20 protein-coding genes are annotated in these 24,385 nt (G+C 66.6%); 8 read left to right on the top strand and 12 right to left on the bottom strand.

All coding sequences use genetic code 11. From position 1 onward, the window contains the following. Positions 1 to 7 precede the first annotated feature (7 nt). From AB7M35_RS05240 to proS, 9 genes are all read right to left on the bottom strand, one after another. Positions 8 to 778 carry an isoprenyl transferase gene (locus tag AB7M35_RS05240; RefSeq protein WP_453957798.1) on the bottom strand — a complete coding sequence of 257 codons (771 nt, stop codon included), beginning with the start codon at positions 776 to 778 and terminating at the stop codon, positions 8 to 10. Positions 779 to 821: 43 nt separating this feature from the next. Further along, positions 822 to 1,385: a ribosome recycling factor gene (gene frr / locus AB7M35_RS05245; protein WP_453957801.1), complete on the bottom strand. Its 564-nt coding sequence runs from the start codon at positions 1,383 to 1,385 to the stop codon at positions 822 to 824. 41 nt (positions 1,386 to 1,426) lie between these two features. Further along, entirely contained in the window at positions 1,427 to 2,164 is a 738-nt protein-coding gene (pyrH, locus tag AB7M35_RS05250; protein WP_453957802.1) for a UMP kinase, read from the bottom strand. 256 nt (positions 2,165 to 2,420) lie between these two features. Next, complete coding sequence (gene tsf, locus AB7M35_RS05255) at positions 2,421 to 3,344, bottom strand: translation elongation factor Ts (protein ID WP_453957804.1); 924 nt, start codon at positions 3,342 to 3,344, stop codon at positions 2,421 to 2,423. A 331-nt stretch (positions 3,345 to 3,675) separates the two neighbouring features. Beyond that, a complete protein-coding gene (rpsB, locus tag AB7M35_RS05260; RefSeq protein WP_453957807.1) occupies positions 3,676 to 4,539 on the bottom strand; it encodes a 30S ribosomal protein S2 in 864 nt (287 codons plus the stop codon). A gap of 190 nt (positions 4,540 to 4,729) precedes the next feature. Beyond that, on the bottom strand, positions 4,730 to 8,179 hold the full coding sequence (dnaE, locus tag AB7M35_RS05265; RefSeq protein WP_453957809.1) for a DNA polymerase III subunit alpha: 3,450 nt from the start codon (positions 8,177 to 8,179) through the stop codon (positions 4,730 to 4,732). A gap of 579 nt (positions 8,180 to 8,758) precedes the next feature. Continuing rightward, on the bottom strand, positions 8,759 to 9,457 hold the full coding sequence (locus AB7M35_RS05270) for an ABC transporter ATP-binding protein (RefSeq protein ID WP_453957811.1): 699 nt from the start codon (positions 9,455 to 9,457) through the stop codon (positions 8,759 to 8,761). Further along, the gene (locus AB7M35_RS05275) at positions 9,454 to 10,785 is read right to left on the bottom strand and encodes a lipoprotein-releasing ABC transporter permease subunit (RefSeq protein ID WP_453957813.1); all 1,332 of its coding nucleotides are present in this window, start codon (positions 10,783 to 10,785) and stop codon (positions 9,454 to 9,456) included. Before AB7M35_RS05275 ends, AB7M35_RS05270 begins: the two co-directional genes overlap by 4 nt. Then, positions 10,745 to 12,073: a proline--tRNA ligase gene (gene proS, locus AB7M35_RS05280; RefSeq protein WP_453960615.1), complete on the bottom strand. Its 1,329-nt coding sequence runs from the start codon at positions 12,071 to 12,073 to the stop codon at positions 10,745 to 10,747. Before proS ends, AB7M35_RS05275 begins: the two co-directional genes overlap by 41 nt. A 798-nt stretch (positions 12,074 to 12,871) precedes the next feature. Between proS and sfsA the strand changes: the two genes are divergently transcribed. The 7 genes from sfsA (at position 12,872) to AB7M35_RS05315 (ending at position 19,942) form a co-directional block, all read left to right on the top strand. After that, on the top strand, positions 12,872 to 13,597 hold the full coding sequence (gene sfsA, locus AB7M35_RS05285) for a DNA/RNA nuclease SfsA (protein WP_453957815.1): 726 nt from the start codon (positions 12,872 to 12,874) through the stop codon (positions 13,595 to 13,597). 125 nt (positions 13,598 to 13,722) lie between these two features. Beyond that, positions 13,723 to 14,553 carry a type I methionyl aminopeptidase gene (map, locus tag AB7M35_RS05290; protein ID WP_453957816.1) on the top strand — a complete coding sequence of 277 codons (831 nt, stop codon included), beginning with the start codon at positions 13,723 to 13,725 and terminating at the stop codon, positions 14,551 to 14,553. Between the two features lie 186 nt (positions 14,554 to 14,739). Beyond that, positions 14,740 to 15,453: a RadC family protein gene (gene radC / locus AB7M35_RS05295; RefSeq protein ID WP_453957818.1), complete on the top strand. Its 714-nt coding sequence runs from the start codon at positions 14,740 to 14,742 to the stop codon at positions 15,451 to 15,453. Positions 15,454 to 15,594: 141 nt separating this feature from the next. Continuing rightward, on the top strand, positions 15,595 to 17,127 hold the full coding sequence (locus AB7M35_RS05300; RefSeq protein WP_453957820.1) for a circularly permuted type 2 ATP-grasp protein: 1,533 nt from the start codon (positions 15,595 to 15,597) through the stop codon (positions 17,125 to 17,127). A gap of 20 nt (positions 17,128 to 17,147) precedes the next feature. Then, entirely contained in the window at positions 17,148 to 18,095 is a 948-nt protein-coding gene (locus AB7M35_RS05305; RefSeq protein ID WP_453957823.1) for an alpha-E domain-containing protein, read from the top strand. A 12-nt stretch (positions 18,096 to 18,107) separates the two neighbouring features. Next, complete coding sequence (locus tag AB7M35_RS05310; RefSeq protein WP_453957826.1) at positions 18,108 to 18,938, top strand: transglutaminase family protein; 831 nt, start codon at positions 18,108 to 18,110, stop codon at positions 18,936 to 18,938. Positions 18,939 to 19,174: 236 nt separating this feature from the next. Next, entirely contained in the window at positions 19,175 to 19,942 is a 768-nt protein-coding gene (locus tag AB7M35_RS05315; RefSeq protein ID WP_453957827.1) for a peptidase, read from the top strand. Positions 19,943 to 19,978: 36 nt separating this feature from the next. On the opposite strand, the gene AB7M35_RS05320 is transcribed toward AB7M35_RS05315, so the two are convergent. The 3 genes from AB7M35_RS05320 to hemH all read right to left on the bottom strand — a co-directional run bounded on the left by AB7M35_RS05320 (position 19,979) and on the right by hemH (position 22,648). Further along, the gene (locus AB7M35_RS05320; RefSeq protein ID WP_453957830.1) at positions 19,979 to 20,437 is read right to left on the bottom strand and encodes an NfeD family protein; all 459 of its coding nucleotides are present in this window, start codon (positions 20,435 to 20,437) and stop codon (positions 19,979 to 19,981) included. After that, on the bottom strand, positions 20,434 to 21,444 hold the full coding sequence (locus tag AB7M35_RS05325) for an SPFH domain-containing protein (protein ID WP_453957832.1): 1,011 nt from the start codon (positions 21,442 to 21,444) through the stop codon (positions 20,434 to 20,436). The genes AB7M35_RS05320 and AB7M35_RS05325 overlap by 4 nt, the downstream gene beginning before the upstream one ends. A gap of 142 nt (positions 21,445 to 21,586) precedes the next feature. Next, positions 21,587 to 22,648 (bottom strand): ferrochelatase, encoded by a 1,062-nt coding sequence (hemH, locus tag AB7M35_RS05330; RefSeq protein WP_453957835.1) that lies wholly within the window; start codon positions 22,646 to 22,648, stop codon positions 21,587 to 21,589. Positions 22,649 to 22,874: 226 nt separating this feature from the next. Between hemH and AB7M35_RS05335 the strand changes: the two genes are divergently transcribed. Continuing rightward, on the top strand, positions 22,875 to 24,383 hold the full coding sequence (locus AB7M35_RS05335; protein ID WP_453957837.1) for a bifunctional metallophosphatase/5'-nucleotidase: 1,509 nt from the start codon (positions 22,875 to 22,877) through the stop codon (positions 24,381 to 24,383). Positions 24,384 to 24,385 lie beyond the last annotated feature (2 nt).

Genomic DNA, 24,385 nt, shown 5'->3' on the forward strand with positions numbered 1-24,385 from the left:
TTCATCTTTACCCGCCGGTCATACCGGCGGCGATTCCCCCGAACCGACGGTCACGGCTGTAGAATTCCTGAAGCGCGGCCTCCAGTGCCGCTTCGTCGAAATCCGGCCAGTGCTGGGGCACGAAGACGAACTCGGAATAGGCGGCCTGCCACATCGTGAAGTTCGACAGGCGGTTCTCGCCGCTCGTGCGGATGATCAGGTCCGGATCCGGGATGCCGGCGGTGTCGAGGCGCGAGGCGAGCATGTCCTCGTCGATGTCGGCAGGGCTGATCTCACCGGCCTTCACCGCCTCGGCAAGCGACTGACAGGCGCGCACGATCTCGTCGCGGCCGCCGTAGTTGAACGCCACCAGCAGCGTCAGCCCGGTGTTGGCACGGGTGGTGTCCTCGGCCTTCCGCAGCAGCGCGTTGATTTCCGCAGACAGATCGTCCCTGCGGCCGATGGGACGAACGCGCACGTTGGCCGCGTGGAGCTCGATCAGATCCTGCTCGATGAAGCGGCGGAGGAGCCCGATGAGGCTGGCCACCTCCTGCGCCGGACGAGACCAGTTCTCCGACGAGAAGCTGAAGACGGTCAGGTAGTCGACCCCGAGCTTGGCGGCATGCCGCACCGTCCGCCGCAGCGATTCCACGCCCTTGCGATGGCCGGCCGCGCGCGGAAGGCCGTGCGCCTTCGCCCACCGGCCGTTGCCATCCATGATGATGGCAACATGAGCCGGAATGCGCGGATCGCCTGCCGTGGGAAGCGGGCGTGCCGACACGTCTCCAAGGACGGACATCAATGCGGCCTCGCTGGCTGACGGGCACAAGTCAGGGCTGCGCCTAGACCTGCGTGATTTCCTGTTCTTTCTGGCTCAGGATCTCGTCGATCTCGGCGACGGTGGCGTCGGTCAACTTCTGCACGGCGTCGGACATGGACCGGCTATCATCCTGGCTGATCTCGCCGTCCTTCTCCAGGACCTTGAGGTCTTCCATGCCGTCGCGGCGCACATGGCGCACGGCGATCTTGGCCTGCTCCGCGTACTTGTGCGCGACCTTGACCAGCTCGGCGCGCCGCTCGGCGTTGAGCTCCGGAATCGGAATGCGCATCATCGCGCCCTCGACCACCGGGTTGAGCCCGAGAGAGGATTCGCGGATGGCCCGTTCGACGGCCGGAGCAGACGACCGATCCCAGACCTGGACCGAGATCATCCGCGATTCCGGAACGGTGATCGTGGCCACCTGGTTGAGCGGCATCCTGCTGCCATAGATCTCGACGGTCACCGGATCGAGCATGGAGCTTGACGCCCGACCCGTCCGCAAGCCGGCAAGATCGTGCTTCAGGGAGCTGAGCGCGCCCTGCATGCGGCGTTTCAGATCGTCCATATCCAACGCGGTCTTAGCCATTCTATCCTCTTATCGGCTTGGATGCTGGAGGGGCCGCGCCATCAGGCTTCGGCCCCCTCGTCCACCGTCACCAGCGTCGAGCGGCCAGCGCCCCGAGCCACGGCAACGAATTCTCCAGGCGCTCCGATGGAAAACACGATTACCGGAATCCGGTTATCGCGAGCAAGGGCGATCGCGGTCGCGTCCATCACGGAAAGCCCGCGCGACAGCACTTCCTGATGCGTCAGCTGCTCATAGCGCGTGGCGGTCGGATCGGTCTTCGGGTCCGCACTGTAGACCCCGTCGACCTGCGTGCCCTTGAGCACGACGTCGCAGCCCATTTCGGTGGCGCGGAGCACCGCCCCGGTATCGGTCGTGAAAAACGGGTTGCCGGTGCCGCCGGCGAACAGGACGACCCGGCCGGCCTGGAAGTGGGCGAGCGCCACGCGCTGCGTAAAGGTCTCGCAGACGGTCGGGACCGGAAGCGCCGACATCACCCGCGCCGGCACGCCGCGCGCCGACAGCGCCGCATTGAGCGCAAGGGCGTTCATGACGGTCGCGAGCATGCCCATGTGGTCGGCGCTGACCCGGTCGATGCCGGTCGCCGAAATCTGTGCGCCGCGAACGAAGTTGCCGCCACCGACCACGACGCCCACCTGGCCCCCGAGCGCGACGACTTCACCGATCTCGTCGGCGATGCGCCCCACCGTTGCCGGTGCGATGCCGAAGCCTTCCGCACCCGTCAGCGCCTCGCCGGACAGTTTCAGGAGGACGCGGCGCCAGCGGAGGTCGGTGGGCATGGGGATTGGCCTGTCTGAGTTGAAGCAGTCGGATCGAACCGACCGACGGGCGGAAACGATGGTCGGTCGAACTCTCTAGAGCATCTTGCCCCGAGATGGAAACGCCCGCGCACGGCCGTTCGACACTTTAGCCGATGCGCGGAAGGGAGCCGAGGGCCCCTCATACGATGCAGCCGGAACGATCATCCGACCCGCGCACCTCGCACGGCAGACAAGAAAACGCCCGGGACGTTGGTCCCGGGCGCGATTTGGTCGATCAGTTGCCGGCCGCAGCCGCAACCTCGGCCGCGAAGTCGGAGGTTTCCCTCTCGATCCCCTCGCCGAGGGCGAAGCGAACGAACGCCACCAGCTTGATGGGCGCTCCGGCTTCCGCCGCGGCGGCCTCGACCGCCTGTTCGACGGTCTTGTCCGGATCCACGACGAAGGCCTGCTTCAGAAGCGCGACTTCCTCGTAGAACTTGCGCAGACGGCCTTCGACCATCTTCTCGATGATGTTCTCCGGCTTGCCCGACTGGCGCGCTTGGTCGGAGTAGACCGAGCGCTCGCGCTCGATCACGGCCGGATCGATCTCGTCCGGCGTGACGCCGAGCGGGTTCACGGCGGCGACGTGCATGGCGATCTTGCGACCGAGGTCGTTGAGCACATCGGCCTTGCCGGCGGACTCCAGCGCGACCATCACGCCGAGCTTGCCGAGACCGTCGGCCACGGCGTTGTGCATGTAGGTCGCCACGACGCCCTCGGAGACCGAGAGAACGGCGACGCGACGCAGCGCCATGTTCTCGCCGATCGTCGCGATCGCCTCGGTGATCTCGTCGCCGACCGTGCGGCCGGTTCCCGGGAAGGCGGCATTGAGCAGCGCGTCGCGGTCGCCGGCGCTGGCCAGCGCCTCGGCGGCGACCGCCGACACGATCTTCTGGAACTGCTCGTTGCGCGCCACGAAGTCGGTCTCGGAGTTGACCTCGACGAGCGCGGCGGCCTTGTCGCCCTGCGCGGCACCGATCAGACCTTCCGCAGCGACGCGGTCAGCCTTCTTGGCGGCCTTCGAGAGGCCCTTCTTGCGCAGCCAGTCGATGGCGACTTCCATGTCGCCTTCGGTTTCGGTCAGCGCCCGCTTGCAGTCCATCATGCCTGCGCCGGTCTTCTCGCGGAGCTCTTTGACCTGCTGAGCTGAAATGCTCATCACTGTCCTCGCTTGAGTTGTTACTGGTCGCTGCCGTCGCAGTCGGGCCGCACCGTCGGCTCACCAACGGTTGGCCCGGCCAGACATCGTCCGGCTGTCGCGGGCGCGATCTAAATGCGCGATCGGTGCCCGGAAGTCGAGAACCGATCGCCGCGGTGAAGGTAGTCGTTTGGTCAGGGCGCGGATCGCGCCGCGCCCCGTCTCGAAGTGATGTTCCGATGGCCGTCCGACGCGCCCGGATCCGATGTCCGGGAGCCTCGGTCCATGCCCGGCGATCCGGGCATGGAGTCCATTCCGCTCGACCGCGCCAATCCGCGGGTCGATGAGAACCTCAGGACTTGGCGGCTTCCTCGGCGGGAGCCGCTTCCGGGGCCGCCGCTTCGGCCGGAGCCGCCTGCGTCAGATCCTCGACCGCGACTTCCTCGGGGCCGGTATCGGTCGGCGTTTCCAGGTCGGTCTCCTCGTACGGAGCTTCCTGGGCGCCGAGATCCGCACCGACCGAACCCTGGGCACGCGACAGGCCGTCGATGGCCGCGCGGGCGATGAGGTCGCAGTACAGCGTGACCGCACGGGCGGCGTCGTCGTTGCCCGGCACCGGGTAGGTGATGCCGTCGGGATCGCAGTTGGAATCGACGATCGCCGCAACCGGGATGCCGAGACGACGGGCTTCCTGCACCGCGATCGCCTCGCGGTTGGTGTCGATCACGAACACGAGGTCGGGAACGCCGCCCATGTCCTTGATGCCGCCGAGGTTGCGCTCGAGCTTCTCGCGCTCACGGTCGAGGAACAGGCGTTCCTTCTTGGTGAGGCCGTGCGGGTCGTTGGCGACCGTGTCCTCGAGCTTGCGCAGCCGCTGGATCGAGACCGAGATGGTCTTCCAGTTGGTGAGCATCCCGCCGAGCCAGCGGGCGTTCACGAAATACTGGGCCGAGCGGCGCGCCGATTCGGCAACCGATTCCTGCGCCGCACGCTTGGTGCCGACCATCAGCACGCGTCCGCCGCCGGCGACGGTGTCGGACACCGCCTTCAGCGCCTGGTCGAGCAGGGGCACGGTCTGCGCAAGGTCAATGATGTGAATGTTGTTGCGGGCGCCGAAGATGTACGGGCCCATTTTCGGGTTCCAGCGGTGGGTCTGGTGGCCGAAGTGAACGCCTGCTTCCAGGAGCTGACGCATAGTGAAATTGGGCAGAGCCATGGCTTGCCACTCCTCGTCGATCCGGTTTGGCCTCCGCGGGGTATGCCGCCGGCGGATCTAGCCGAGCGACACCGGATCCTCACGACGCCTGTGTGGGCGCCCTGTGGTTATCCCCGCGTGTGGAATAGGCGCGATATACGGCCTCGAACCCGGTTCTGCAAGCCGTTCCGGCGCCTACGGGCCCGGACGGTCAGGCGAACTCGACCTGAACGACGCCCGGAAGCTGCTTGAGCGCGCTGGCGACCGGCGGTGTCACCTGGTAGCGGCCGGGGAGCTTCACCTCGACTTCCTGCTTGCCGCCGTCGACCAAGAGCACGATCGAGACGTCCGCATCGCCCTTTTTGGGGAGGTGGCGCGACAGGCTCTCGATCGGGCCGGCATCGCGCAGGAACACCCGCAGCGAGCGCTTGAGGCGGAGCGCCGCCTCGTCGAGCGGTTCGACCGACTGGATGCGGGCGGAGACCCCCTCCTCCCGCTCTTCCGCGTGCACCATCAGGATCACCGACTGGCCGGGCTCGAGAAGGTCGCGGAACTGGGCGAGGCCGTCGGAGAAGATGACCGCCTCGTACTGGCCGGTCGGATCGGACATCCGCACGATGCCCATCCGGTTGCCGGACTTGGTGCGCCGCTCCTGGCGCTGGGTGACGGTGCCGACGAGGCGGCCCGCCGTGGCGCCCCGCTTCACCGCCTCCACGAAGCTCGACCACATCTGCACGCGCATGCGCTCCAGGACCTGGCGATAGTCGTCGAGGGGATGGGCGGAGAGGTAGAAGCCGATAGCGGCGTACTCGCGCTGCAGCGTCTCCGCCGGCGCCCAATTCAGGATGTCGGGCAGCTCGACCGGCTGCGGCTCGCCGCCGAAGAAATCGTTCTGTCCCGAGGCGATGCCGTCGGCGTTGCGGTGGGCGATGCCCAGCACCCGGTCGAGACCCTCCATCAGCCGGGCGCGGTTGCGCTCGAGCTTGTCGAAGGCGCCGGCGGCGACCAGGCATTCCAGGCCGCGCTTGTTGGCGACGCGCGGATTGATTCGGTGGGCGAAGTCGGTGATGTCGCGGAACGGGCGCTCCCGGCGCAGCGACACGACGTGCTCGACAAGCGGGCGGCCGACGCCCTTGATGGCGTTCAGCGCGTAGACGATGGAGCCGTTGTCGACCGAGAACATGGCGTCGGACTGGTTCACCGACGGCGGCAGCACGGGGATTTCCAGCCGCATCGCCTCGCGGCGGAAGTCCGACAGCTTGTCGGTGTTGCCCATGTCGAGGGTCATCGACGCGGCCATGAACTCGACCGGGTAGTTCGCCTTCAGCCAGGCCGTCTGGTAGGCGACCAGCGCGTAGGCCGCGGCGTGGGACTTATTGAAGCCGTAGTTGGCGAACTTTGCGACCAGATCGAAGATCGTCGACGCATCGGACTTCTTGACGCCCTGCGCCACCGCGCCATCGACGAACCGCTCGCGCTGCACGTCCATCTCGGCCTTGATCTTCTTGCCCATGGCGCGACGCAGAAGGTCGGCGTCGCCGAGCGAGTAGCCGGACAGGACCTGGGCGATCTGCATCACCTGCTCCTGGTAGATGATGATCCCGTAGGTCTCCTTCAGGATCGGCTCCAGGATGGGATGCAGGTAGTCCGGGATCTCCTCGCCGTGCTTGCGCCGGTTGTAGCTGGGGATGTTGTCCATCGGACCCGGCCGGTAGAGCGCCACGATGGCGATCAGGTCCTCGAAACGGTCGGGGCGCATGCCGATCAGCGCCTTCCGCATGCCGGCGCTTTCCAGCTGGAACACGCCGACCGTCTCGCCGCGCGCCAGCATCTCGTAGGTGGGAGCGTCGTCCAGCGGCAACCCTTCCAGGTCAATGTGGATGTCGCGCTGAGCGATCAGCTTCACGGCCTGGTCGATGACTGTCAGCGTCTTCAGGCCCAGGAAGTCGAACTTCACCAGCCCCGCCTGCTCGACCCATTTCATGTTGAACTGGGTGACGGGCATGTCCGAGCGCGGATCGCGATACATCGGCACCAGCTCGTCGAGCCGGCGGTCGCCGATGACGATGCCGGCCGCATGGGTCGACGCGTGGCGGTAAAGGCCCTCCAGCTTCATCCCGATCCGGAGAAGGGTCGCGATGATTGGCTCCTCGTCCCGCGCCTCCTGCAGCTTGGGTTCGCCGTCCACGGCCTCCTTCAGGGTGACCGGGTTCGCGGGATTGTTGGGCACCAGCTTGCAGAGCTTGTCGACCTGGCCGTAGGGCAGCTCGAGCACGCGCCCGACGTCGCGCAGCACCGCGCGGGCCTGCAGCGATCCGAAGGTGATGATCTGCCCGACCTGGTCGTGGCCGTACTTCGACTGGACGTAGGAGATGACCTCCTCGCGCCGGTCCTGGCAGAAGTCGATGTCGAAGTCAGGCATCGACACGCGTTCGGGATTGAGGAAGCGCTCGAACAGCAGCCCGAAGCGGAGCGGATCGAGATCGGTGATGGTAAGCGCATAGGCGACCAGCGAGCCTGCGCCGGAACCGCGCCCCGGTCCCACCGGAATGTCCTGCGCCTTCCCCCACTGGATGAAGTCCGCAACGATCAGGAAGTAGCCGGGGAAGCGCATCGACACGATGACGTCGAGCTCGTAGGCGAGCCGCTTGGTGTAGTCCTCCTCGGTCATGCCCGGCGCCGGCCCGTGGGCGGCCAGACGGGCGACGAGCCCGGCCTCCGCCTGTTCCTTGAGCGCGATGGCCTCCGCGGCCTCCGCCTCGGCGGCGTCGACGTCGTCGCCGGTGGCGAAGCGCGGCAGGATCGGCTTGTGCTTTAGGGGCCGGTGATGACAGCGCCGCGCGATCTCGACCGTCGAGGCAAGGGCCTCGGGCAGGTCGGCGAACAGCTCGGCCATCTCCTTGCGGCTCTTGAAGTAATGCTCCGGCGTCAAGCGGCGCCGGTCGTCCTCGTTGAGGCGACGGCCCTCGGCGATGCAGATCAGGGCATCATGGGCCTCGAAGTCGTCGCGCGCCGGATAGAAGACCTCGTTGGTGGCGACCAGCGGCACCCCGGCGGCATAGGCGAAGTCGATGAAGATCGGTTCGCAGAGAGCCTCGTCGGGCAGGTTGTGGCGCTGCAGCTCGCAATAGAAGCGGTCGCCGAACGTCTGGGCCAGCCAGTCGAACCGGCGCTGCGCAAGCGCTTCGGAGCCACGCACGATCGCCTGGCCGACCGGGCCGGCGACGCCACCCGAGAGGCAGATCAGCCCGCCCGCATGCTCGGCGAGCGCGTCGGCGGGTACATGCGGCCGGGTGCCGGGGACCGGATCGAGGTGCGACCGGCTGACCAGCTTGACCAGGTTGGCGTAGCCCTCGGCCGTCGCCGCGATGAGCACCAGCGTCGGCATCGTCGCATCGGTCTGCCGGCGCGCGTTCTCTTCTTCGGCAAAGGCCACCGCGACCTGACAGCCGACGATCGGCTGGATGCCGTCGCCGACGGCCTTTTCGGAGAATTCCAGCGCCCCGAACAGATTGCCCGAATCCGTGACGGCAACGGCCGGCTGCTTGTCGGCCTTGGCGAGCTTCACCAGGTCCTTGATGTGCAAGGCGCCTTCGAGAAGCGAAAACGCGGAATGCACCCGCAGATGAACGAAGCCGGGGCCGGCGTCGGTTGCGCTCATGTATCCTCGTGCCCTGCCGCACCCGTGCGGCCGAGGCTCGAACGAACCGTCTGTCCCCGCCGGGCGATTCGGCGCGTATCCCGCAGAAACCGGCCAAATGGCCCGGCAACTTTGCGATGGGAACGCGCCGGGCGGGAGTGTGCCCGTCAAACGGACCGGCGTCGACACTGGCGACCGCCGGTCCACAGACGATCATCGGGAACCGAGGCTGACGGCTGCTGCTGCTCACCCCATCGGGTCAGCGGCGCAGGGACGCGCGAGGCGCGGCCCTGCCTGAAGAGGAATCCAGGTCAGGCGAACTGGGACAGCGCGTTGAGCCAAACGAGCATGGTGGCACCGAACAGCGCGAGAGCAACGAGCGTGGCGAGATCGTAGAAGAAGCGGACCATGATCACCTCCGTTGTGGGGAACCCGCTCGCTCGATGCGCGCTGCCGTTCCGCCTTTGTTCTGGGGTGACTATGTTCCTCCTTCGTTCCACTCGTCAAGCGTGCTTCGCGCCAGCATCGCCGCCATCGTTAAGAATTTGTTGCTTGAATGTTCTCATAGGCACGCACATGCGAGAAACCTATGACATGCACTCACATCGGTTCGCAGCGGCCGTCGACGAGCGTGACCCGACGATCCATGCGTGCGGCCAGTTCGTGATTGTGGGTCGCGACGAGCGCGGCCAGTCCGGTGGAGCGGGCCAACCGCACGAAGGCGGCAAAGACGTGCTCGGCTGTGGCCGGATCTAGGTTGCCCGTCGGCTCGTCGGCGAGAAGCACCGCCGGGCGGTTTGCCACCGCGCGCGCGATCGCCACCCGCTGCCGCTCGCCACCAGACAGTTCGCCAGGACGATGGCTGGCGCGGGGCGCCACGCCCAGCTCTTCGAGCAGCGCCATCGCGGCCGCCTCCGCCTCGCGCTTGCCGGCACCGGCGAGCCGCATCGGCAGGGTCACGTTCTCCAGCGCGGTGAAGTCCGGAAGCAGGTGATGGAACTGGTAGATCATCCCGATCGACGACCGCCGCAGATCCGTCCGCGCGCCATCGCCGAGCCCGGTGGTGTCCACCCCGCCGATGGAGACCGTGCCGCCATCGGCGCGCTCGAGGAGCGCCGCGATATGGAGCAGTGTCGACTTGCCGGCGCCGGACGGGGCGACCAGCGCCACGAGTTCGCCCGGCTGAAGGACCAGATCGATGCCGCGCAGGACTGTGAGACGCCCCTCGCCTTCGCGGTAGCTGCGTTCGACGCCGGCCAGCGCCAGCGCCGGAACGGTAGTGGCTGCCGTGTCGGTCATTCGCTGCGCAATCCCTCGACCGGATCCACCGCCGCGGCCTTCCAGGCGGGATAGAGCGTCGCCAGGAACGACAGAACCAGCGCCATCACGACGACCGACATCGTCTCCCCCGTGTCCATGTCGGCCGGAAGCTGGCTCAGGAAGTAGAGTTCCGGGGAGAACAGCTCGGTCCGGGTCACCCAGGAGATCGCCTGGCGGATTTCCTCGATGTTCAGGCACACCAGCGTTCCGAGCCCGAGCCCGGCGAGCGTGCCGATCGTGCCGATCGAGAGCCCTGCGAGGATGAACACCCGGAGCACGGTTCCGCGCGTCGCCCCCATGGTGCGCATGATGGCAATGTCGCGCGACTTGTCCTTCACCAGCATGGTGAGCCCCGAAATGATGTTCAGGACGGCCACCAGCACGATCAGGGTGAGGATGAGGAACATGACGTTCCGCTCGACCTCGAGCGCGGAGAAGAAGGTGGTGTTCCGCTGCCGCCAGTCGATCAGGTAGACCTGCCGCTCGGCGGCGTCGATGATCGGTTGTCGGAGGGCATCGACCGCGTCTGGGTCGTCGACGAACACCTCGATGGCCGAGACCTTGCCTTCCATGTTGAAGAAGGCCTGCGCCTCCTCCAGCGGCATGTAGATGATCGAGCTGTCGTACTCCGACATGCCGATCTCGAAGATCGCGTCGACCGGATAGCTCTGGCTTCGCGGCGTGACGCCGAACGGCGTGACCGTCCCCTTCGGCGTCAGGATCTGGATGGAGTCGCCCACCGTCACGCCGAGGGTGGCCGCGAGCCGCGAGCCTATGACCACGCCGTGGTTCTCGTCGTAGCCGGACAGATCGCCCTGCAGGATGTTGCCGGACACCAGATCGAGGCGCTTGAAGTCGGCCGGCGACACGCCCCGCACGAGCGCGCCCGTCGCGTTGCCCGGACCGGACACCAGCGCCTGGCCCTCCACATACGGCATCGCCAGGCGAACGCCGTTCACGCCGTCGATCCGCTGGCCCACCGGCAGGTAATCGGTCAGGTCGCTGCCGATCGGCTGGACCAGGAAATGACCGTTCACCCCGAGGATCTTGGTGAAAAGCTCGTTGCGGAAGCCGTTCATCACGGCCATCACGATGATCAGGGTCGCGACGCCCAGCAGGATTCCCAGAAAGGAGAAGCTGGCGATCACCGAAATGAACGCGTCGCGGCGCCGCGAGCGCAGGTAGCGCCCGGCGATCAGCCACTCCAGCGACGAGAAGGGCCCGACGCTGCCGCTTGTGTCGAGAGGAGCCGGCTTGGCGGACTGGTCAGCCACAGCACGCCTCGACGAGGCGGTTGACCGCGGCATCGAGCGACAGCGTCTCGCGCTCGCCGGTCGCCCGCCGCTTCACCTCGACCTCGTTGTTGGCGAGCCCACGCGGACCGACGATCAGCTGCCAGGGCAGCCCGATCAGGTCCATCGCGGCGAACTTGGCGCCGGCGCGCTGGTCGACATCGTCGTAGAGGATCGTGGCTCCGGCGGCGGTCAGCCGCTGATAGAGCCCCTCGCACGCGAGGTCGGTGTCATGATCGCCCGGCTTCAGATTGATGAGACCGATGTTGAAAGGGCTCAGCGCGTCCGGCCAGACGATGCCGGCATCGTCGTGGCTGGCCTCGATGACCGCACCCACGAGCCGCGACACGCCCACGCCGTAGGACCCCATGTGAACCGGACGCTCGACCCCGTCGGGACCGGCGACCTTCGCGCCCATGGGCTCGGAATATTTCGTGCCGAAGTAGAAGATGTGGCCGATCTCGATGCCCCGGGCGGCCACCTGGCGCTCTTCGGGGATCTCGGCGAACGCGGCCTCGTCGTGCATGTCGTCGGTCGCGGCGTACTTGCCGGTCCACTCATCCACGATCGGGGTCAGGTCGCCGGCGAAATCCGTGTCCTCGCCGGGGATCGGCAGGTCCAGCAGGTCCTTGTCGCAATAGACCGCGCTTTCGCCGGTCGAGGCGAGGATGATGAACTCGTGCGAGAGGTCGCCGCCGATCGGTCCCGTCTCGGCCCGCATCGGGATCGCCGTCAGCCCCATCCGCCGGAACGTGCGGAGGTAGGCCACGAACATCCGGTTGTAGGCCTTGCGGGCGCCTTCCTGGTCGATGTCGAAGGAGTACGCGTCCTTCATCAGGAACTCGCGGCCGCGCATCACGCCGAACCGGGGGCGCACCTCGTCCCGGAACTTCCACTGGATGTGGTAGAGATTGAGCGGCAGCTCGCGGTAGCTGCGCACGTAGCTGCGGAAGATGTCGGTGATCATCTCCTCGTTGGTCGGCCCGAAGAGCATCTGGCGCTCGTGGCGGTCCTGGATGCGCAGCATCTCCTGGCCGTAGTCGTTGTAGCGGCCCGACTCCATCCAAAGGTCCGCCGACTGGATCGTCGGCATCAGCACTTCCTGGGCCCCTGCGCGGTTCTGCTCCTCGCGCACGATCTGCTCGATCTTGCGCAGGACGGCATAGCCGAACGGCAGCCAGGAATAGATCCCGGCGGATTGCTGACGAATCATGCCCGCACGCAGCATCAGCCGGTGCGAGACGATCTCCGCCTCTTTCGGCGTTTCCTTCAAAATCGGCAGAAAATAGCGAGAGAGGCGCATGGAGAGCGGGTCTTTCATGGGGGGCGCAGCGTCGGGTGCGCGGAGTGAACCTGTACCGGCCGCAAATGACAAGTGCCTATGGACCGGCAGCAACGGCTGACAGCGCGCTCTGGCGAAGACGTGACCGGAAAGCGCGGAAACCCGTGGCCAAACGCCACAGGACGCGCAAATGAGCGCCACCTATTAAGCCCCTAAGCAAAAAAGTTGGGCGGCAATTGCACAAAATGATGACAGCGGCTCGCGGAGTTGATAAGGTCTTCACATAAAGCAACGGCACCGGCGATTGTATCGGTGTCAAAGGCTTCGCGGTCTGAGTCTTGGGAGGAAGACCCTCTGGCGCAGTACCACGCTGCTGCCGCGCACGGTCGACGAATGTCGGCTGAAGCGCTCGGAGGGACGGACGCGGAACTAAAGAAGCAAGGCGAAAGCCTTGCTCTTTTTTTGTCTGCACGCCTTCGGTGGACGGCCCGGCCCCAAGCCTCGAATGCCTTCCCCCGTCTTCGCCACCCGCTCCTCGTCACTGCGCGACGGGCCGACCCGGCCGCCACCTCCCCCGTCTAGCCGCCTGCGATGTGCCGAGGCGTCGCCAGAACACGCATGGCGCCCGTCGGGGTGAATCCGGACGGAAAGAGCTGAACTCGGGGTATGCCCCCGGCGCCCTTGCGCGCAATCGCGAGAAGCTCATCGGTCTCGGGCAATCGCCCCGGCCCAGCGGCTGGCCCCGGAGGGCGCAGGCGGTATAGAGATGTCCACCGCGCCGTACGCGTCCCGCCATCCCCTCCCTGGCCGCAGTCCGACATGAAACTCCCCCAGCCCCTGGTGCAGGCGACGCTGATCCGCCGCTACAAGCGCTTTCTCGCCGACGTCGTCCTGCCGGACGGATCGACCGTGACCGTGCATTGCCCGAACCCCGGCGCCATGACGGGCCTCGATGCGCCGGGAAGCGCTGTCTGGCTGTCATTGTCCGCAAACCCGAAGCGGAAGCTTCCGCACACGCTGGAGCTCATCCATGCCGACGGGACGCTGGTGGGCATCAACACCACGCATCCGAACCGCATCGTTGCGCAGGCGCTCGCCGACCGGACCATTCCCGAGCTGGCCGGCTACGCCACCGCACGCCGCGAAGTGCGCTACGGCAAGGCGAGCCGCATCGACCTCCTGCTGGAAGGCGACGGACGTCCGCCCTGCTATGTCGAGATCAAAAACGTCCACCTGATGCGCCAGCCTGGCCTCGCCGAGTTTCCCGACAGCGTGACGGTACGCGGCGCCCGGCATCTGGCGGAACTGGCGGAGGTGGCAGGCGCCGGACATCGCGCGGTCATGCTCTATGTCGTGCAACGGGGCGATTGCGACCGGTTCGCTTTTGCCTCCGACATCGACCCCGCCTACGCGCGCGCCTTCGAAGAAGCGCGGCGGGCCGGCGTCGAGGCCTATGTGTACCGATGCACCGTGACCCACGACGCCGTCCGCATCGCCGACCGCATTGCCTTCACGGACGAGATCCGCGGGGCGGGTCCGCTCTGACCCACCCATGGGCGGAGACACGCAAGGTGACACGCCTAAATTGCGGACGCTGAAATTGCCGACGACAACTGCTATGTATCGCCCAACAGCCTTCTCTTCGAAGGAACCGATCCACGGAGCCTTGAATGATCGAATATGTCGATGCCGCGCAGGCACCGCTCAGGAACACCGGCCAGATCCGCCTCTACGACGAGGAGGGCTTTGCGGGGATGCGCAAGGCGAGCCAGGTCACGGCCGAATGCCTGGACAGGCTGAACGAGATCGTCAAGCCGGGCATCACCACCGACGAAATCGACGCGTTCGTCTACGATTTCGGGATGAAGCACGACGCAATTCCGGCCACGCTCTATTATCGCGGCTACCGCAAGTCGACGTGCACCTCGATCAATCATGTGGTCTGCCACGGCATTCCGTCGGCGAAGCCGCTGCGCGAGGGGGACATCGTCAACATCGACGTCACCTACATCGTGGACGGCTGGTACGGCGACTCGAGCCGTATGTATGCCGTGGGCACCATCAAGCGCGCTTCGGAACGCCTGCTGGAGGTCACCTACCAGGCGCTGCTGCACGGGATCGACGCGGTCAGACCGGGGGCGACCACCGGCGACATCGGCGCGGCGATCCAGGCCTACGTCGAAAGCGAGCGCTGCTCGGTGGTGCGCGACTTCTGCGGCCATGGCGTCGGGCAGATCTTCCACGACACGCCGAACATCCTGCATTACGGACGCCCCGGCGAGGGCATTGCCCTCCAGCCGGGCATGATCTTCACCATCGAGCCCATGGTCAATCTGGGACGGCCGCATGTGAAGGTTCTGTCGGATGGCTGGACCGCCGTCACGCGCGATCGCTCCCTGTCGGCGCAGTACGAGCACAGCATCGGGGTGACGGAGACCGGCCGGGAGATCTTCACCCTGTCGCCCGGCGGCTACGACCCGACGCTGACGGCGCGCACCTAGGGCGGGGAAGAAGCGATGCGAGCGGCAGGGCAGCTGAAGCGGCCAGGAGGCGTCGGGACTGACGTCTCGGTTATCGCCCTTCCCCTGGCTGAGCGATGCTCTGCTCTCGCCCTCCACTTGTCGATCAAGGTCGGGACGCCGGATTGCGATCCGGCGTCATCCTGATCCAGCACGGTCGAGGACACGATGCCGGAAGAGGCCGCTGGGTTTTCCGACGCGAGCCGCGGCATCGGCAGCGATGGTCACCGGCAGCGTCTTCGTGATCGGTTCGAGCAGGCGGGCGCCGAAGGCCTCGCGGATTACGAACTCCTCGAACTGCTGCTGTTCCGCTCGATCCCGCGGCGCGACACCAAGCCGATCGCCAAGCGGCTGATCGGTCGGTTCGGCTCGTTCGCCGATGTCCTCTCCGCCCCGACGCCCCGCCTGCTCGAGGTGGAAGGGGTCGGCCCCGGCGTCGTCCAGGACCTGAAGATCGTCCACGCGGCGATCCAGCGCTTCGCGCGCGGCAGGGTGACACGCAAGCCGGTGCTGTCGTCCTGGAACGAGGTGCTGGACTACTGCCGCGCGGCAATGGCGTTCTCCGATCGCGAGCAGTTCCGCATCCTGTTTCTCGACAAGAAGAACGCGCTCATCGCCGACGAGGTGCAGCAGACCGGCACGGTGGACCACACCCCGGTCTATCCGCGCGAGATCGTCAAGCGCGCGCTGGAGCTGTCCGCGAGCGCGATCATCCTGGTGCACAACCACCCGTCGGGCGATCCGACGCCGTCGCGCGCCGACATCCAGATGACCCGCCAGATCGTCGACAGTGCGGCGCCGCTCGGCATCACCATCCATGATCACATCATCGTCGGACGGCAGGGCCATGCCAGCTTCCGGGCGCTGCGACTTCTGGACTGAGAAGGCCACGCGCCGCCCCATTGCCTAAGTTTTAGGCTGACTGGACCCAAAGAGGATCCTGCATACACTTTCACCAGACGGGTTGCGTTCGAGGAAGCCGACGGATTTAATCGACGCACGTATTTTCGGCTCGGAGACTGCATGGCGATCCCCTTCGACGAGATGACGATTGCCGGCGACGGATGCCGGCCGGCCTATGAACTGGTCAAGGCCTGGCTGGACAACAACGACCTCGAAAGCCTGCGACACCGATCCCAGGAAGCCGAGCTTCTCTTCCGACGGATCGGAATTACCTTCTCCGTCTACGGGCAGGCCGAGGCCGAAGAACGGATCATCCCGTTCGACGTCGTGCCGCGCGTGCTCACCACGGGAGAGTGGCAGCGGCTGTCGCAGGGACTGACCCAGCGCGTGCGGGGGCTCAACGCCTTCCTGGCCGACATCTACGGCCCTGCCGCGATCATCAAGGCGGGCATCGTCCCAGCCGATCTCATCTACCAGAACCCCTATTTCCGGCCCGAAATGATCGGCATCAAGGTGCCGCGATCGGTCTACGTCCCGATCTCCGGGATCGACATCGTCCGGGTCGACGCGGAAACCTTCTACGTGCTCGAGGACAATGCGCGCACGCCGTCCGGCGTCTCCTACATGCTGGAGAACCGGGAGGTGATGATGCGCCTGTTCCCGGACCTGTTCTCGGAGCATCGCATCGCGCCGGTCGAGAACTACCCTGACGAATTGCTGCTGACGCTGCAGTCGCTTGCGCCGGAATCCGCCCCTGGCGAACCCACGGTCGTGCTGCTGACGCCCGGCCAGTACAACAGCGCCTATTACGAGCATTCCTTCCTGGCCGACCGCCTCGGCGTCGAACTGGTGGAAGGGCGCGACCTCTACGTGCGCGACTCCATCGTCTACATGCGCACCACCCAGGGCCCTCGCCGCGTCGACGTCATCTACCGGCGTCTCGACGACGAGTTCCTGGACCCCCTCGCCTTCCGTCCGGATTCCGCGCTGGGCGTTCCGGGCCTGATGAGCGCCTACCGGGCCGGAAACGTGACGCTCGCCAACGCCGTCGGCACCGGCGTCGCCGACGACAAGGCGATCTACACCTACATGCCGGACATCGTGCGCTTCTATCTCGGCGAGGAGCCGATCCTGAAGAACGTGCCGACCTGGCGCTGTCGCGAGCCGGAAGCGCTCTCCTATGTCCTCGATCACCTGCCGGAGCTGGTGGTCAAGGAAGTGTCCGGATCCGGCGGCTACGGCATGCTGGTCGGTCCGACCGCCGACAAGGAGACGATCGAGATCTTCCGGGCCAAGCTGAAGGCCAAGCCCGAAGACTTCATCGCCCAGCCGACGCTGGCGCTGTCGACCTGTCCGACGTTCGTCGGGACCGGTGTCGCGCCCCGCCACGTCGACCTGAGGCCGTTCGTTCTGACCGGCGCCGACCAGGTGCGCATTGTCCCCGGCGGGCTGACGCGCGTCGCGCTGCGCGAAGGATCCCTGGTGGTCAACTCGAGCCAGGGCGGCGGCACCAAGGACACCTGGGTGCTGGACGATCCGACATCCGCGGATTCGCCCCACGGCACGCCCTCGAGCACCGCCGAGGTGACGTCCAAGGAGCCGGAGATCAACGACCAGACCCGGTCGCAAAGCCAAAGCCAGAGCCAGAGCTGACAGGAACGAGCACGGCAAACATGCTACTTGCACGCACCGCAGACACTCTCTTCTGGCTTGCACGCTACGTCGAGCGCGCCGAGAACACCGCCCGCATCCTGGATGCGGCGGCGCGCCTCTCGTCGCTGCCCGCCGGGTATGGAGGGAGCTCCAACGAATGGACGTCGGCCGTTGCCGCGACCGGAGGACTGGACCTCTTCAAGGAGCTCTACGGGGACGACGAAAGCCACCACGCGGTCATCGATTTCCTGGCGTTTTCGCCGGCGAACCCCTCCAGCATCCGCAATTGCATCGAGATCGCGCGCTCCAACGCGCGCGCCGTGCGCACCGCGCTGACGGCCGAGATGTGGGACTCCATCAACAGCGCTTGGCTGGAGATGAAGCAGTTCCGCTCGGAGGGACTGACCCGGCCGCGGCTCAACGAGCTCCTTGGCTTCGTCAAGGAAGCGTCGCTGCGCTTCGACGGCAGCGCCTATCGCACGATGCTGCGCAACGACGCCTACTATTTCATGCGGCTGGGCAGCTTCATCGAGCGGGCCGACGCCACGGCGCGGATCCTCGACGTGAAGTATCACCTGCTGCTGCCGGAGGGCGAGCGGGTCGGCGGCAGCCTCGACTACTTCCAGTGGTCGTCGATCCTGCGCTCCGTCTCCGCGCTCACCGCCTATCACTGGGTCTACCGCCAGAACCTTCGGCCCTGGCTCGTGGCCGACCTGCTGATTCTCCGGCGCGAGATGCCCCGGTCGCTTTCAAGCTGCTGCGAGAACGTGACCCGCTTCCTGGACGAGCTTGCCCGTGACTACGGGCAGCCCGGTCCCAGCCAGCGGCTGGCGCGGGGAACGTTCGCGAGGCTTCAGAATACCGACATCGATACGGTCTTTTCCGAGGGTCTCCACGAGTTCCTTCTCTCCATCATCGCGGACAACAACCGCCTGGGCGCCGCCATCGCCGACCAGTATCTGACCTGAGGCCGGCGCAAGATGCGAATTCGAATCAGCCACGAGACCTTCTACCGCTACGAGGTGCCGGCGAACCTGGTCATCCAGGTCCTTCGCCTGACCCCGCGCGGCCATGCCGGGCTGTTCGTCTCCGACTGGCGGATCGACGTTTCCAGTGACGCCCGCCTGCAGAAGAGCGAGGATCCGTTCGGCAACATCGTCCACACCTTCACGGCTGAGGGTCCGATCGAGGAGCTCACCGTGACCGCAGCCGGCGAGGTCGAGACGGAAGAGACGCATGGCGTGATCAACGGCGCGATCGACCGGCTGCCGCGGGGGCTCTATCTGCGCGAGACGCCGCTCACCGAGCCGACGGCGGCGATCAAGGAATTCGCACAGGACCTGGCGGCGGCCGGCGACGGCACGCCGCTGGACGTCCTGCACGGGCTCAATCATGCGGTGCACGAGAAGATCCGCTTCGACACCAGCGCGACGAGCGTCACGACGCCCGCCAGCACCGCCTTCGAGGAAGGCCACGGCGTCTGCCAGGATCTGGCGCACGTCTTCCTCGCCGCCGCCCGCAGCCTCGGCTATTCCAGCCGCTACGTCGGCGGATACCTGTGCCGCACCGACGGATTGGTCGAGCAGGATGCTGGCCATGCCTGGGTCGAGGCCTACGTTCCGGACCTCGGATGGGTCGGCTTCGATCCCGCCCACGGAATTGCCGCGACGGAGGCCCACGTGCGGGTGGCGACGGGGCTGGACTATCTCGGCGCGGCTCCTGTTCGCGGGACGCGATACGGCGGCCTGACCGAGACGCTCAACGTCAATGTGAGCGTCAAATCGCTGAGCGGCCCCGGCGGAATCATGTGAGCTTTGCCACGTACGTAAAAAGCCCACTTGATTGCTTCGCAGCGCCGCACAAACATGCCGATCGCCGTTGGCCGCGGTGGTCCCTCCCGGGCTGACCGTGGCCACCCCGAACGGCAAGGACACGCGCATTCGGATGCGTGTCGGCGTCCGCGACCCTTATCCGGAATGCCCACGGTTCCGAATCGGATCCCGATGATAGAGTGGGCACCCGTAAGGCCGGATCTGGGACTTGGAACATGACGTATTGTTGCGGAATTCTGGTGCGCGGTGGCCTCGTGATGATCGCGGACACGCGAACGAACGCGGGCCTCGACAACATTGCCACCTATCGCAAGCTCCACGTCTTCGAGAACCCGGGCGACCGGATCGTGGCACTCGCCGCGGCCGGTAACCTGGCGGTCACCCAGGCCGTCCTGAGCTTTCTCTCGGAGGGTCTGGAGGATCCGGAAACCGGGCAGGTCCAGACGATCATGGACATGCCGTCGATGTTCAAGACGGCGCAGTTCGTCGGGGACGCGGTGCGCAAGGTCCGGATGATCGACGGGCCGTCGCTGGAACTGAGCGCCTCGGGCTTCGACGTCTCGATCCTGCTCGGCGGACAGATCGGCGACGGGCGGCTGCGGCTATTCATGATCTATCAGGCCGGCAACTTCATCGAGACGACCGAGGACACCCCCTATCTGCAGATCGGCGAGCACAAGTACGGTAAGCCCATCCTCGACCGTGCGGTAACGTACGAAACCGAGCTGCTCGACGCGCTCAAGCTCAGCCTCATCTCGATGGATTCGACGATGCGCTCGAACCTCGGGGTCGGCCTGCCCATCGACATCCTCACCGTCCAGCGCGATGCGCTGAGGGCGGAGCGCAACATGCGCATCGAGGCGGACGAACCCTACTTCCACAACCTCAGGGAACAGTGGTCGACGGCGCTGCGCCAGGCGCATCTGGCGATTGCCAGGCCGCCCTATCCGGCCGTCGCCGAGACGGCCGATCTCGAAGACTAAGGCTGTAGAAGCGACTTCCGTCCTGCCCGTCAGCGCCTAGACGGCCGGGGGAACGGGCCGGACCAGCAGCCGCGGCCCATCGACGCCCGTCACCTCGACACGGGATCCCGCCGCGGCATCGGGACCGGCAACGTTCCAGATCGTGTCGCCGTGCTTCAGCTTGCCCTCGCCGTTGACGATCGCCTCGTCGATGATGAAGGTCCGGCCGACGAAGCGTTCGGCCCGGCGGTTGAGAAAGGCTTCGTCCGTCGGCTTGTCGCCGCGCCGCGTCAGAAGCCGTCCGATCAGGACGGCCAGGCAGGACGCCGCGAGAAAGAGCACGATCTGCAACTGCCAGGCGATCGACACGCCGATGGCGAGAACCCCGACGGCGATCGCGGCCAGTCCGAACCACAGAAAGAAGATCCCCGGCACCAGGATCTCCGCCGCCAGCAGGCAGAGACCGAGGATCAGCCAGGACCACGGACCGATCGCGGCGTAGAGCGATGCGATCATGACGTGGGCGGGTCCGACGGGTCGCGCGGTGCGACGGGTCGACCGGTTGCCGGAACGGCGCCGGACGGCCGCCGCTTCTGGGCGTCATCGCCGAACGCTTCCTTGGCGATCTCGCCGATGCCGGTGAGCGCACCCAGGATCGAACTCGTCTCCATCGGCAGCAGCAGTAGCTTCTGGTTCGGAGAGCGCGCGAACTGCCCGAGCGCCTTCACGTACTTGTCGGCCACGAAATAGTTGATGGCCTGGACATCGCCGGCGGCGATCGCCTCCGACACCACGCGGGTCGCCTGCGCTTCCGCATCCGCCTCACGCTCGCGGGCCTCGGCGTCGCGGAACGCGGCCTCGCGCCGCCCCTCGGCCGACAGGATCAGCGCCTGCTTCTCGCCTTCGGCCTTCAGCACCGCCGACTGCCGCTCGCCTTCGGCAACCAGGATCGCCGCGCGCTTTTCGCGCTCGGCCTTCATCTGCCGTCCCATCGCCTCGACCAGATCGCGCGGCGGTTCGATGTCCTTGATCTCGATGCGCGTGATCTTCACGCCCCAGGGCTCCACCGCCGCATCGACCGTCCGCAGGATCCGGATGTTGATCTCGTCGCGGTTCGACAGCAGCTCGTCGAGATCCATCGACCCCATCACCGAGCGGATGTTGGTCATGGTGACGTTGAGGATCGCGGTCTCCAGATTGGTGACCTCGTAGGCGGAGCGGGCCGCGTCGAGGATCTGGTAGAAGTTCACCCCGTTCACGACCACCGTCGCGTTGTCCCGGGTGATCACCTCCTGGGAGGGCACGTCCAGAACCTGCTCCATCATGTTCAGCCGCCGCCCGATGCGATCGATGAACGGGATGATGAAGTTGAGCCCCGGTGTCAGGGTGCGCGTGTAGCGGCCGAACCGCTCGACGGTCACCTGCTGTCCCTGCGGCACCGTCTTCACGCCGGCGAAGATGACCAGGATCACGACGAGCGCGAGCACGCCGAGAACGATGTCAGGCCCAAACGAGATCGGCATGGCGGCTGTCTCCCCACGCACGGAACGCCTCCGTGCGCATCCGAAGTAGGGGTTGGCGGCCAGACTGGCAACATGGATGAGGGATTATCCCCGTGCCCACCGGGTCGCCGGTCGGCCCCTCACCCGGCGTCACCCGTGAGCCTCAGAGCCAGCCCTGGAGTTCGCGTGCCACCACGGTCTCCAGCACCCGCATGCCCTCCGGGCTGTCGTTCAGGCAGGGGATCGCGGCGAACTTTTCGCCGCCTGCCTCGTGGAAGAACTCGCCGTTCTGGATGGCAATCTCCTCCAGCGTCTCGACGCAGTCGGCGACGAAACCGGGCGTCACGACCGCCAGGCGCTTCACGCCGTTGCGGGCGAGTTCCTTCACCGTCTCGTCGGTGTAGGGCTGCAGCCAGGGCTGGCTGCCGAAGCGCGACTGGAAGGTGATGCGGAGCCGATCCTCCGACCAGCCCAGGCGCTCGCGCAGCAGGCGCGCCGTCTTGTGACAGTGACAATGGTACGGGTCGCCCTTGAGCAGATACGACTGCGGAAGCCCGTGGAACGAGGCAAGGACCACTTCCGGCTCGAAGTCGAGGCTCTCGAGATGCCGGGTGAGCGAGGTCGCCAGCGCGTCGATGTAGACCGGATCGTCGTGCCACGGCGCCGCCGTGCGCAGCGCCGGCTGCCAGCGCATCTTCGAGAACGCCTCGAAGACCTTGTCGTTGACGGTGGCCGTGGTCGATGCGGCGTACTGCGGATAGAGCGGCACCACGAGGATCTTCTCGCAGCCCTGCTCCTGGAGCGCCGCGAGACGCTCCGCGATCGGCGGCTTGCCGTAGCGCATGGCCCAGTCGACGACGATCCGATCGTCGGTGCCGGCGAAGGCCTCGGCGAGGAGGTCCGCCTGCGCCCGCGTGGTCGTCTTCAGCGGCGACTCGTTGCGCTCGCGGTTCCAGATCGCCTCGTAGGCCTCGCCCGACTTCTTCGGACGCGTCGTCAGGATGATGAGGTTGAGGATCGGCCACCAGACGAGCCGCGGCACCTCGATGACCCGCGGGTCAGAGAGAAACTCCTTCAGATAACGGCGCATCGACCAGTAGTCGGTGGCCTCCGGCGTGCCGAGATTGACGATCAGGACGCCGACCCGACCGAAGCGGACCGGCGGATGATCGGCCGGCAGGACGGTCGCAACGTGTGGACGGCGGAATTCGGACTGGTCGTTCATGACGCCTCGACAGGTCTGGGGGCCGCGCGGAGACCGCGGTCATCTTCCGTAGACGGTTCTAATGCATCTTGCCCACCCGTCCACCGCGACCGCCCCCGTGGCCCATCGGCGCGGTCCCCGCAAGCCGCGCCGTTGCGGCTCGCGTCCGGCGGCCAACGGTGGCACTGTTGCAGGACTTGCACCGGGCGGCGATCGATCGGGGACAGTCATGAGGACGTCGAGCCTGTTGGCGATTTTGCGGACCGGCCTGGGCTGGGGCCTGGCGGGAATCCTGCTCGCCGCCGCGATCCCTGCCGTCGCCGAGCCTGCTGGAGGCTTTTCGCTCGTCGTCGTCAACGACATCGACCAGATGACCAGCGACACCAGCCGCGGCGGCCTTGACAGGGTGGCCGCGGTGATCGCGGGCGAACGCGCCTCGAAAGAAGACGTCCTGGTCGTCCATGCCGGCGATGCGCTGTCGCCGTCGATCATGTCGAGCATCGACCGCGGCGCGCACATGGTCGATCTGCTGAACCGGATCGGCCTCGACGTCTTCGTGCCCGGCAATCACGAGTTCGACTTCGGCAAGGAGGTCTTCCTGGAGCGGATGGCCGCACTCGACGCGACGAAGCTCGCCGCCAACCTGCGCGACCCCGAGGGCGCGCCGATCGGCGGGTTCGAGGATCACGTGATCCGCGAGATCTCCGGCGTCAAAGTGGGCATCCTCGGCGTCATCGGCGACCGGGCGCGCATCGTGTCCACCACCGGCGACCTCGTCTTCTCCCCGACCATCCAGACCGCGTTCGAAGAAGCCCGATTCCTGCGCAGCGAGGGAGCCGAGTTCATCGTGGCCGTCGTGCACGACAACATTTCCCGCGACCTTCTGCTCGCCCGCTCGGGCGCCTTCGATGTGGTGGTCTCGGGCGACGACCACGTGCTGACGGTCACCTACGACGGCCGCTCCGCGCTGGTGGAATCGCGCGAACAGGGCGAGCTGATCGCCATCGTCGACGTGGCATTCGACGTGGGCGAGCGCAACGGCAGCCGCACCGTCTCCTGGGAGCCGTCGTTCCGCATCGTCGACACCGCCTCGTTGGCACCGGACCCGGCCATCTCGGAGCAGGTGCAGACCTATCTGGCGAGCCTCGATGCGGCACTGGACGAGCCGATCTGCACGCTGCAGGCGGAGCTCGACAGCCGGCGCGCGACCGTCAGGACCCGGGAATCCGCGTTCGGCAACATCGTGGCCGACGCGCTCCTGGCCGCGACGGACGCCGACGTCGCGATCACCAACGGCGGCAGCATCCGCGGCGACCGGGTCTATCCGTCGGGTACGCCGTTCACGCGCCGCAACCTGATGACCGAGCTGCCGTTCGCCAACACCGTCGTGCTGATCGAAATTACCGGCACCGACCTCGTGCGCGCGCTGGAGAACGGCTTTTCCCTCGTCGACAGCGGCTCGGGGCGCTTTCCGCAGATCGCCGGCATGGACATCGAGGTGGATCTGTCCCGCGCGTCCGGCTCGCGGGTAGCCGCGGTCACCATAGCCGGCGAACCGCTCGAGCCCGGCCGGCTCTACAAGCTGGCGACGAACGATTTCCTGGCCCGGGGCGGCGACGGCTATTCGGCGCTGCGCAGCTCCGAGATCATCATCGATGCCCGCGACGGCGACCTGCTGGTGAACGTGGTGGCCGACTATCTCAAGGGCCGGCCCCGCTTCGCACCGGCGACCGACGGACGCATCAAGCTGCTCTGACG

This window comes from Amorphus suaedae, from assembly GCF_053629675.1.

Coding starts and splice junctions, on each gene's coding strand:
- AB7M35_RS05240 (WP_453957798.1), bottom strand. CDS start 778: ATGTCCGTCCTTGGAGACGTGTCGGCACGCCCGCTTCCCACGGCAGGC.
- frr (WP_453957801.1), bottom strand. CDS start 1,385: ATGGCTAAGACCGCGTTGGATATGGACGATCTGAAACGCCGCATGCAG.
- pyrH (WP_453957802.1), bottom strand. CDS start 2,164: ATGCCCACCGACCTCCGCTGGCGCCGCGTCCTCCTGAAACTGTCCGGC.
- tsf (WP_453957804.1), bottom strand. CDS start 3,344: ATGAGCATTTCAGCTCAGCAGGTCAAAGAGCTCCGCGAGAAGACCGGC.
- rpsB (WP_453957807.1), bottom strand. CDS start 4,539: ATGGCTCTGCCCAATTTCACTATGCGTCAGCTCCTGGAAGCAGGCGTT.
- dnaE (WP_453957809.1), bottom strand. CDS start 8,179: ATGAGCGCAACCGACGCCGGCCCCGGCTTCGTTCATCTGCGGGTGCAT.
- AB7M35_RS05270 (WP_453957811.1), bottom strand. CDS start 9,457: ATGACCGACACGGCAGCCACTACCGTTCCGGCGCTGGCGCTGGCCGGC.
- AB7M35_RS05275 (WP_453957813.1), bottom strand. CDS start 10,785: ATGCCGCGGTCAACCGCCTCGTCGAGGCGTGCTGTGGCTGACCAGTCC.
- proS (WP_453960615.1), bottom strand. CDS start 12,073: ATGCGCCTCTCTCGCTATTTTCTGCCGATTTTGAAGGAAACGCCGAAA.
- sfsA (WP_453957815.1), top strand. CDS start 12,872: ATGAAACTCCCCCAGCCCCTGGTGCAGGCGACGCTGATCCGCCGCTAC.
- map (WP_453957816.1), top strand. CDS start 13,723: ATGATCGAATATGTCGATGCCGCGCAGGCACCGCTCAGGAACACCGGC.
- radC (WP_453957818.1), top strand. CDS start 14,740: ATGCCGGAAGAGGCCGCTGGGTTTTCCGACGCGAGCCGCGGCATCGGC.
- AB7M35_RS05300 (WP_453957820.1), top strand. CDS start 15,595: ATGGCGATCCCCTTCGACGAGATGACGATTGCCGGCGACGGATGCCGG.
- AB7M35_RS05305 (WP_453957823.1), top strand. CDS start 17,148: ATGCTACTTGCACGCACCGCAGACACTCTCTTCTGGCTTGCACGCTAC.
- AB7M35_RS05310 (WP_453957826.1), top strand. CDS start 18,108: ATGCGAATTCGAATCAGCCACGAGACCTTCTACCGCTACGAGGTGCCG.
- AB7M35_RS05315 (WP_453957827.1), top strand. CDS start 19,175: ATGACGTATTGTTGCGGAATTCTGGTGCGCGGTGGCCTCGTGATGATC.
- AB7M35_RS05320 (WP_453957830.1), bottom strand. CDS start 20,437: ATGATCGCATCGCTCTACGCCGCGATCGGTCCGTGGTCCTGGCTGATC.
- AB7M35_RS05325 (WP_453957832.1), bottom strand. CDS start 21,444: ATGCCGATCTCGTTTGGGCCTGACATCGTTCTCGGCGTGCTCGCGCTC.
- hemH (WP_453957835.1), bottom strand. CDS start 22,648: ATGAACGACCAGTCCGAATTCCGCCGTCCACACGTTGCGACCGTCCTG.